General features: G+C 66.3%; 7 protein-coding genes and 1 tRNA gene. 4 read left to right on the top strand and 4 right to left on the bottom strand.

Annotated features, from left to right (window positions below; all coding sequences use genetic code 11):
* Together KTQ37_RS09110 and KTQ37_RS09105 are read left to right on the top strand one after the other, a co-directional pair.
* Nucleotides 1-307, top strand: a 307-nt coding sequence (locus tag KTQ37_RS09110) for a hypothetical protein (RefSeq protein ID WP_218630193.1), incomplete at its 5' end; no start/stop codon positions are given.
* 203 nt (nucleotides 308-510) lie between these two features.
* Nucleotides 511-2,064: a phospholipase D family protein gene (locus tag KTQ37_RS09105; RefSeq protein ID WP_218630192.1), complete on the top strand. Its 1,554-nt coding sequence runs from the start codon at nucleotides 511-513 to the stop codon at nucleotides 2,062-2,064.
* A 53-nt stretch (nucleotides 2,065-2,117) separates the two neighbouring features.
* Here KTQ37_RS09105 and KTQ37_RS09100 read toward each other — a convergent pair.
* From KTQ37_RS09100 to KTQ37_RS09085, 4 genes are all read right to left on the bottom strand, one after another.
* A tRNA-Thr gene (locus tag KTQ37_RS09100) sits at nucleotides 2,118-2,193 on the bottom strand.
* Nucleotides 2,194-2,247: 54 nt separating this feature from the next.
* Entirely contained in the window at nucleotides 2,248-3,735 is a 1,488-nt protein-coding gene (locus KTQ37_RS09095; RefSeq protein WP_218630191.1) for a heme biosynthesis protein HemY, read from the bottom strand.
* An 11-nt stretch (nucleotides 3,736-3,746) separates the two neighbouring features.
* Entirely contained in the window at nucleotides 3,747-5,042 is a 1,296-nt protein-coding gene (locus KTQ37_RS09090; RefSeq protein WP_218630190.1) for a COG4223 family protein, read from the bottom strand.
* A 78-nt stretch (nucleotides 5,043-5,120) separates the two neighbouring features.
* Nucleotides 5,121-5,837 (bottom strand): uroporphyrinogen-III synthase, encoded by a 717-nt coding sequence (locus tag KTQ37_RS09085; RefSeq protein WP_218630189.1) that lies wholly within the window; start codon nucleotides 5,835-5,837, stop codon nucleotides 5,121-5,123.
* Between the two features lie 72 nt (nucleotides 5,838-5,909).
* On the opposite strand from KTQ37_RS09085, the gene tsaD reads away from it, so the two are divergent.
* Together tsaD and KTQ37_RS09075 are read left to right on the top strand one after the other, a co-directional pair.
* Entirely contained in the window at nucleotides 5,910-7,004 is a 1,095-nt protein-coding gene (gene tsaD, locus KTQ37_RS09080) for a tRNA (adenosine(37)-N6)-threonylcarbamoyltransferase complex transferase subunit TsaD (protein ID WP_218630188.1), read from the top strand.
* Nucleotides 7,001-7,957, top strand: coding sequence for an NAD(P)H-dependent glycerol-3-phosphate dehydrogenase (locus tag KTQ37_RS09075; protein WP_218630187.1), 957 nt, complete (start codon nucleotides 7,001-7,003; stop codon nucleotides 7,955-7,957). Before tsaD ends, KTQ37_RS09075 begins: the two co-directional genes overlap by 4 nt.
* The last annotated feature ends 1 nt before the right edge of the window (nucleotide 7,958 follow it).

Raw genomic sequence — 7,958 nt, 5'->3', positions numbered from 1 at the left:
CGATATGCTACGGTTAAACGTCGAAACCGACCAAACCGCCCGCATATCTCTTCAGATATCCATCAATGTCAAAGAGCCTGGAAACAAAATCAACCAGTTGCGCCTCATCACTTGCGGCGCCGCTAGCCAACCTATCCCCAATTTTGTCTTGCTTTCCAGTGTCTTGCGACCCCTTCCGGCGTCCCGTTGCAGCGTCTGCCGCGTCGGTGAGGGGCTATTTACGGATCACCGACAACCTCCGCAAGGCCCTTTTTCAAAAATCACAAACTTTTCTCTCTCAAATCACAAAAATCCCTTGTTTCGTTGACCCCCTGACGCGCGGGTAAAATCCAGCTGGCCAACCCATCTCGCAGGTGCAGAAAGAATCTTGCGTAAGGGCGGGCAGGCGCGAAACGAAACGGGCGCGGGCAGGCGAATCCCCGCGAGCCGGGCGAAACGCCAGCCAATACTCGCACTCAGCGCTATCCTGTGCATACTGTCCCCCGGACGAGTTCAAGAATGACGGCAGGGATGACGGTTTCTTACGCGCGCACGGGCTGGCGGTTGATTATGGCGGGACTGATCGCAGGGTGGGTTTCGGCCTGCTCTCTCGGCCCCGGCACCTACACCAAGAACGTTTCCGTCGCGCGCATGGACACCGACACCACCTGGCTTGCACGACGCATCGAGGCGATGGGCAATCCGCATGACGGGCGCTCGGGCGTCTATCTGCTGCGCGACGGGGCCGAGGCGCTGGCGCTGCGCCTTGTGCTGTCCGAGCGCGCCGAGAAGACGATCGACGCGCAGTATTACCTGCTGCATGATGATGTCGCAGGCCACCTCTTCTTGTGGAAACTGCTCGAGGCCGCAGATCGCGGGGTGCGGGTGCGTCTGCTGCTCGACGATATCGACATGGCGGTTTACGACCCGGTGACGGCCGCGATGGATGCCCATCCCAATATCGAGATCCGGCTGTTCAACCCGTTCTGGCGCTCGGCACACCAGGCCGTCGTGGCCGCGATGGATTTTCCGCGCATCAACCGGCGCATGCATAACAAGTCGATGACCTTCGACAATACGGTCACGATCCTTGGCGGGCGCAACATCGGGGCCGAGTATTTCGCCGCCCGCGACGACAGCAATTACGACGATCTGGACATTCTTGCCGCAGGCCCCGCCGCGCAAGAGGTCTCGTCTTCGTTCGATACCTATTGGAACAGCCCCTATGCGGTGCCTTCCGGGGTCGTGATCAAGGACCATCGCGATGCGGCCGCGGTGTCGACCAATCGGGCACATCTGCAGGATTTGGCGCGCGAGGCGCAGGCAAGCCCCTATGGAGAAGCGCTCCACCACGGGATTCGCGACGCTTTGGGTAATAACAGCCTCAAGCTGCACTGGGTTCCGGCCCAGGTCTTTGCCGATGCGCCCGACAAGGCGAAAGGTGGCGCAGACAGCGCAACCTTCCTGAGCGCGGCGCTGGAACCCTATATCACCTCGGCGCAATCCGAGCTTTACGTCGTCTCGGCCTATTTTATACCTCGCCGGCGCGGGGTCGACCTGCTGGCCGGGATGGAGGCGCGTGGCGTCGATGTCACGGTTCTCACCAACTCGATGGACTCAACCGACGTTCTGGCGGTTTACGGCCATTACGCCCTGTCGCGCCGCGCATTGATCGAGGCAGGCGTGGATCTGTGGGAGCTACGCTCCAACACCGCACGCGAGGATCGCAAGCGCCTGGGGCTGGAGAAATCGCTCTCGGGCCTGCATTCGAAGGCCTTTGCCGTGGACGGCCGGCACCTCTTCATCGGCTCGTTCAACTGGGACCCGCGCTCAGTTCACATCAACACCGAGATGGGCCTGATGATCGACTCGCCCGAACTGACGCAAGAGGTGTTGCGCATCTTCAAGCGCGACCTGCCCGATCGCGCCTACCAGGTCACCGCCGATGAGAACGGCAAGCTCAACTGGCTGTCGCGCCGTGAGGATGGCGTGACGCTGCTGCACCTGTGGGAGCCTTACGACTCGGTCTGGCGGGCGTTCATGTCGGGGGTCTATGGCTTCCTGCCGATCGGCAAGCAGCTCTGACGCGGCGAGGCGTAAGCCTCGCGGGCGGGTTTGCTACACTACTTTTTGGGAAGTGGTGCCGGTGAAGGGACTCGAACCCCCGACCCCATCATTACGAATGACGTGCTCTACCAGCTGAGCTACACCGGCCTGGTGGCGGGCGGATAGCACGCCGCTCGGCCGATGTGTAGCCCTAATTTGCATCTAGTCGTCGGCTTGCCCTTCGCGCTTGCGAATATCGTCAGGCGTGACGATCAGATCGGCGTCGATGATGGATTCGACCGGGCCATCGTGCTCGGGTTCCGCCTCATGCGCGGGCTGTCCCACGATCAGCGGCAGCATCTCGGCGCCATGCGGCATCGGAACGTCGGCCTGCACCGGCTCGCGCCAGCTCAGCGTGTCGAAACCGCCGCAATTGTCGCAAACAGGCGTCCATTCGCCCTGGATGTTGTGACACTTGTCGCAGCACCATTGCGGGCCGCGCGGCGCCGTCAACGCACGGGTCAGCCAGCCGCGCACAACCGCATCGTCGGCGCCCTCGCCGCGCTCGATCGCGGCCATGATGGTCAGGGCGCGCGCGGTCGGGTGGGTTTCGATCAGATCGCCAAGCGCGCGGCGGGCGCCGGGGAAATCCTCGGACGCGATGTTCAACTCGGCCCGCAACAGCCGGGTTTCAGGGTGATCCGGGCGCAGGCTCAGCAGTTTCTCGAACCGCTTGAGGCGCGCATCGGCGGCCTCATCGGGCGCCATCTCGGCATAGACCGCCGCCAGATCGGGATGCGGCTGCGCCTCCCATGCCTTCAGGATCACGCGCCCCGCAGCCTTGGTGTTACCCTTGGCGATATAGGCGCGCGCGGCCATCGCTGCGGCGGGAATCAGATCGGGCGAGGATTTGTTCGCCGCAATCGCGGCCTCGCGCGCCTCGATGCTGGCGCCTTCGTCAAACACGCCTTTGGCCTCTTGCAGGGCCAGAACCGCATCGCGGCGGCGGTGCACATCCTTGGGCAACTGGCCCTGGCGCACCTTGGATTGCAGGGTCGAGCGCGCCCCCGCCCAATCGCCCTTAGCGGTCTGCAGGCTAAGCAGGGTATCCTGCACCTCCTGATGCTTGGGCTTGAGCGCATAGGCCTTCTCGGCCAGCTTGAGCGCGGTATCGGTGTCGCCCTCGGACAGCTTTTGCTTCATCAGCCCGCGCACACCGACAAATCGGGTCCGGTCATCCGAGAGCAGGCGCTTGTAAACCTCGGTCGCCTTCTTGTTGTCGCCCGCTGCCTCTGCGGCCTGCGCGGTCAGAAGGTTGGTCAGTTCGGGGCGGCGCAGGAAACGCTCGGCCCGCGCGGCCTTGGACAGCGCCAGACGCCCCTCGCCCGAGGCCACGGCCAGCATCCCCTCGGCCAGCGCCTCATATCCCTTGCGCTCGCGGTTGCGGTCGAAATAGCGGCTGATCGCGGTTTCATCGCCATTGAGAAAGCGCAGGAACGCCACGAGCAAGCCGACGACGCGGATCACCACCCAGACCAGCACAAAGGCCAGAAGCGCGACGATCACCGCCTGCAGCGGCCCGAGGGTGAATTCCATCCCCATGAGAACGATGCGCACGCCCTCACCACTGTCGGCCAGATGCGTGGCACCCAGCGTCAGCGCCGCAACGACAATCAGGAAAAGCGCGATTTTGATGAATGACCAGATCATGACCGCCCTCCTCAGTTGACCGACTGCGACAAGGACGTCAGCGCCTCGAGCGCGGCGACGCGGGCCTGCGCCTGCACCAGCCAGTCACCCAGCGCGGCCTGACCCGAAGGCGGCAGTTTGCCGACTTCAGCCACCGCAGCGGCGATGTCGCCCTGATCGACCGCGCTTTGCGCGCGCGACAGGATCGCATCGGGGTCATCACCCTCGCGCGCATCAAGCGAGCGCGCGCCGACCTGCGCCATCAGGAAGGCGCCGACGCGGCCCGTCATCGTATCGCCTGCGGCCTCCTTACGCGCCACGGCGAGCGCATCGCGCGCGGCCTGCGGGAAGCCGGCCTGCAACTGGGTGATGGTCGGGACAGTCACTTTCAGCGCGTCGGGCGCGGAAATGCCTGCGGCCTCCAACTCGGCCACCGCGGACACCAGCGAGGCCCCGCTGTCAATCGCGGTCGCAACGCGGGCAATGGCGGCCTGCACCAGCATACGGCGCGCCGAAGCCTCGGATTGGCCACGCAGACGGGCCGCCTCTTCTTCGGCCTGAAGGATGCGCTCCTGCGCGACCGCGACGGCTGCGGCGATCTGTTCCTGTGCGGCGGCATCGCCGGTGCTGCGCTGATCCAACTGACCGCGCAGCGCCAGCACCTCGGCCCGCAACTCATCGAGCGCGGCAGGGGGCACGGCTTCGGCCGCCGGGCGGGATTCAAGCGCGGCGATCCGCGCCTCAAGCGCCACCTGCGCCTCGGATGCCGTGCGGGCAGCCGCCGTCGCCTGATCAAGCGCGGCCTGAACGCCGGACAGGTCGGCCGCAGGCGCGGGCGCCGAGCGCAGCGCCGCCAACTCGGCCGTCAGTGCCTCGGTGCGCGCCGCCTGATTGGCCAGCGCCGTGCTCAGGCCGGCAGCATCCAGCTCGGCCTTGGGTTGAAGCCCCATGCTCTCCAGCAGCGAAGCCGGCAGGCTCGGCAAAACGAAAAGCGTCGCCCCCGCGCCGATGGCAGCAGCAGCGACACCGCCCAACAGAAGCGGCATGAAGCCACCACCCTGTTTCGGCGCCTCAGCCGAGGCAGGCGCGGCGGGCGGCGGCAGAACATCGCGGGCCGCCGCGGGCTCGGTCGGGGCTTCGACAGCTTCTTCGGGTTCGAGGGCTTCCGTCACCTCTTCCGGCGCGGCCTCGTCATTGGCCTCTGCCTCCGGCGCGGAGGCTTCCGGTTCATCGGTCGCGGGCGTGATCAAAACGAAGGGCGCATCGGGCGTATCCTTCCCCTGCTCCGCATCTGCGATCTCGGGGTTCTGCGTCTTTTCGTCCGCCACGGCCAATCCCTCCTCAAACCTGTGGGCCTCGGGTAGCCCCGCCCCACCATATCAATCTATGAGCGCCCCGCCAGCGTCTCAAGCAGCATTGCCTGAGCCAATAAGCCGCGCCAGAGCCTCAAGAATCCCCTCGGCATCCGGTGAGGGCGCGATTTCCAGCCGATCGGGGCCGATTTCCGCGCATGCCTCGGCCACCGAAGGGCTGATCGCGGCAATTTGCAGCCGGTGCAGGCCAAGCCCGGCCAGAAGCCGCGCGGATTTGGGTGAGAAAACCGGCGCCAGAATCACCCCGGCCTTGCGCAAAAGGGCAAGCGAGTCGGGCGCGATCGGGCGCGCCTCTTGCCGATAGACCACGGCCTCAAGCGTCTCGAACCCCGCCGTGCTCAGGATATCGGCCACCGCCACGGCCACTTCGACGCCCCGCGCGTGCAACAGGCGGCCCTCCTGGTGGTGCTTGGCGATCATCGGCATGAGCGTGCGCGCATCACCGGGGCCCTCGATCACCTCGAACCCGGCCTTGCGCGCCACATCCGCCGTGCGTGCACCGACGCAATAGGCCCGCCGCCCCATCGCGGGCGACAGCGCGACCAGCGGCGTCACCGCGTTTTGCGAGGTAAAGATCAGCGCCTGCGCCTCGGGGATCGGCGGCGCAAGCGCCACGATCTCCATCAGGGGCGCGATCACCACGCTGAAATCCGGGCCGAAGCGATCATGAAACTGCATCGCAAAACGGCGCGAGGCCGCCTCGGGGCGGGTCAGCAGCAGAACCGGAAACATCTTGCTTTGCGCTGTCACGGGCAGCCCCGGGATTGTGCGATCAATGCCCCGGTGTTACCTGCGAAGGGACACAGGCGCAACCGGAGCGGCATGAAACAGCATCTCACCTTTCTCGGGCTCGAGTCGAGTTGCGACGACACGGCGGCCGCCGTCGTGCGCGTCGGGCCCGATGGTGCGCAGATCCTGTCCTCGGTCGTCGCAGGCCAGACCGAACTGCACGCCCCGTTCGGCGGGGTCGTCCCCGAGATCGCCGCGCGGGCCCATGCCGAGAAACTTGATCTTTGCGTCGAGGAGGCACTGGCCGAGTCCGGTCTTGGCTTGCGCGATCTTGACGGTATCGCTGTGACGGCGGGGCCGGGCCTGATCGGCGGCGTCATGTCAGGGGTGATGTGCGCCAAGGGGCTCGCGGCAGGCAGCGGGCTGCCGCTGATCGGTGTGAACCATCTGGCGGGCCACGCGCTGACGCCGCGCCTGACCGACGATCTGGCCTTCCCCTATCTTATGCTTCTGGTTTCGGGCGGGCATTGCCAGTTCCTGATCGCCCATGGCCCCGAGGAATTCTCACGGCTTGGCGGCACCATCGACGACGCCCCCGGCGAGGCTTTCGACAAGACCGCCAAGCTTCTTGGCCTGCCGCAACCCGGCGGCCCGGTGGTCGAGGCCGAGGCGGCGCAGGGCGATCCGAAGGCCTTCGCCTTCCCGCGTCCGCTGCTTGATCGCCCCGGCTGCGATATGTCCTTCTCCGGCCTCAAGACCGCCCTTCTGCGCGCCCGCGACGCGGTGGTGGTGGAGCACGGCGGGTTGCCGCGTCAGGTGCGGCGCGATCTCTGCGCCTCGTTCCAGGCGGCCGTGCGCGACACGCTGGCCGAAAAATCGCGCCGCGCGCTGGTGCAGTACCTGGACCTCAACCCTGCCCAACCCTCTTTTGCGGTCGCCGGGGGCGTCGCGGCAAACAAGGCCATTCGGGCCGCATTAGAGACTGTTTCGGCCGAGATGGGCGTGGCCTTCACCGCGCCCCCGCTGCGCCTGTGCACCGACAATGCGGCGATGATCGCCTTCGCGGGTATCGAGCGTTTCCGCACCGGCGCGCGCGACGGCATGGATCTGACCGCACGGCCACGCTGGCCGCTCGATCAAAGCGCCCCGGCCCTGCTCGGCTCGGGCAAGAAAGGAGCGAAGGCGTGACGGTATCGGTTCTGGGCGCAGGCGCATTCGGCACGGCCCTGGCGGTGACGCTGGCGCAAAACGGGCCCGTCACGCTGTGGGCGCGCGACGCCGATCAGGCCACGCTGATGCAAGAGACCGGCCGGAATGAGCGCCGCCTGCCCGGTGTGAACCTGCCCCGCAAAGTGGCGGCGACCGCCGACATCAGCGTCGCGACCGAGGCTGAGACGATCCTGCTTGCCATGCCGATGCAGCAGATGCGCGGCTTTCTGGCCACCCATGCGGAACTGCTGCAGGGCAAGACGCTCGTCGCCTGCTCGAAAGGGATTGACCTTGAAAGCGGTCAGGGACCGACCGCGCTGATCGCCGCCGCCAGCCCCTCGGCCCGTGCGGCGATCCTGACCGGGCCAAGCTTCGCTGCCGATATCGCGCGCGGCCTACCCACGGCGCTGACGCTGGCCTGCGCCGAAGATGGCGAGGCGCTGCAACGCGAACTATCCACCCCCACCTTGCGGCTTTACCGCACCACTGACACCACCGGGGCGGAACTGGGCGGCGCGCTGAAGAACGTCATCGCCATCGCGGCGGGCGTGGTCATCGGCGCGGGCTTGGGCGACTCGGCGCGCGCGGCGCTGATGACGCGCGGCTTTGCCGAGATGAGCCGCATCGCCACCGCCATGGGTGCGCGGGCCGAGACGCTCTCGGGCCTGTCGGGCTTTGGCGATCTGGTGCTGACCTGCACCTCGGTCCAGTCGCGCAACTTCCGCTATGGCCGTGCGCTTGGCGCGGGTGAGGATTTCGACACTTCGATCACCGTCGAAGGGGTGGCAACCGCCAAAGCAGTCTCTATTCTGGCGCAAAAGCATATTATCGACATGCCGATCGCGACCATGATCACCGCCCTGGCCGACCGCCAGATCACCGTTTCCGAAGCCGTTCAGGCGCTGCTCTCGCGCCCGCTGAAAGAGGAGTAAC

Origin of the sequence: Sedimentimonas flavescens (assembly GCF_019264375.1) — a bacterium.
Classification (GTDB): domain Bacteria; phylum Pseudomonadota; class Alphaproteobacteria; order Rhodobacterales; family Rhodobacteraceae; genus Rhodobacter; species Rhodobacter flavescens.
The sequence above is the reverse complement of the archived record's forward strand: the minus strand, read 5'-3'. Positions and strand labels throughout refer to the sequence as shown.

Coding starts and splice junctions, on each gene's coding strand:
- KTQ37_RS09105 (WP_218630192.1), top strand. CDS start 511: ATGACGGTTTCTTACGCGCGCACGGGCTGGCGGTTGATTATGGCGGGA.
- KTQ37_RS09095 (WP_218630191.1), bottom strand. CDS start 3,735: ATGATCTGGTCATTCATCAAAATCGCGCTTTTCCTGATTGTCGTTGCG.
- tsaD (WP_218630188.1), top strand. CDS start 5,910: ATGAAACAGCATCTCACCTTTCTCGGGCTCGAGTCGAGTTGCGACGAC.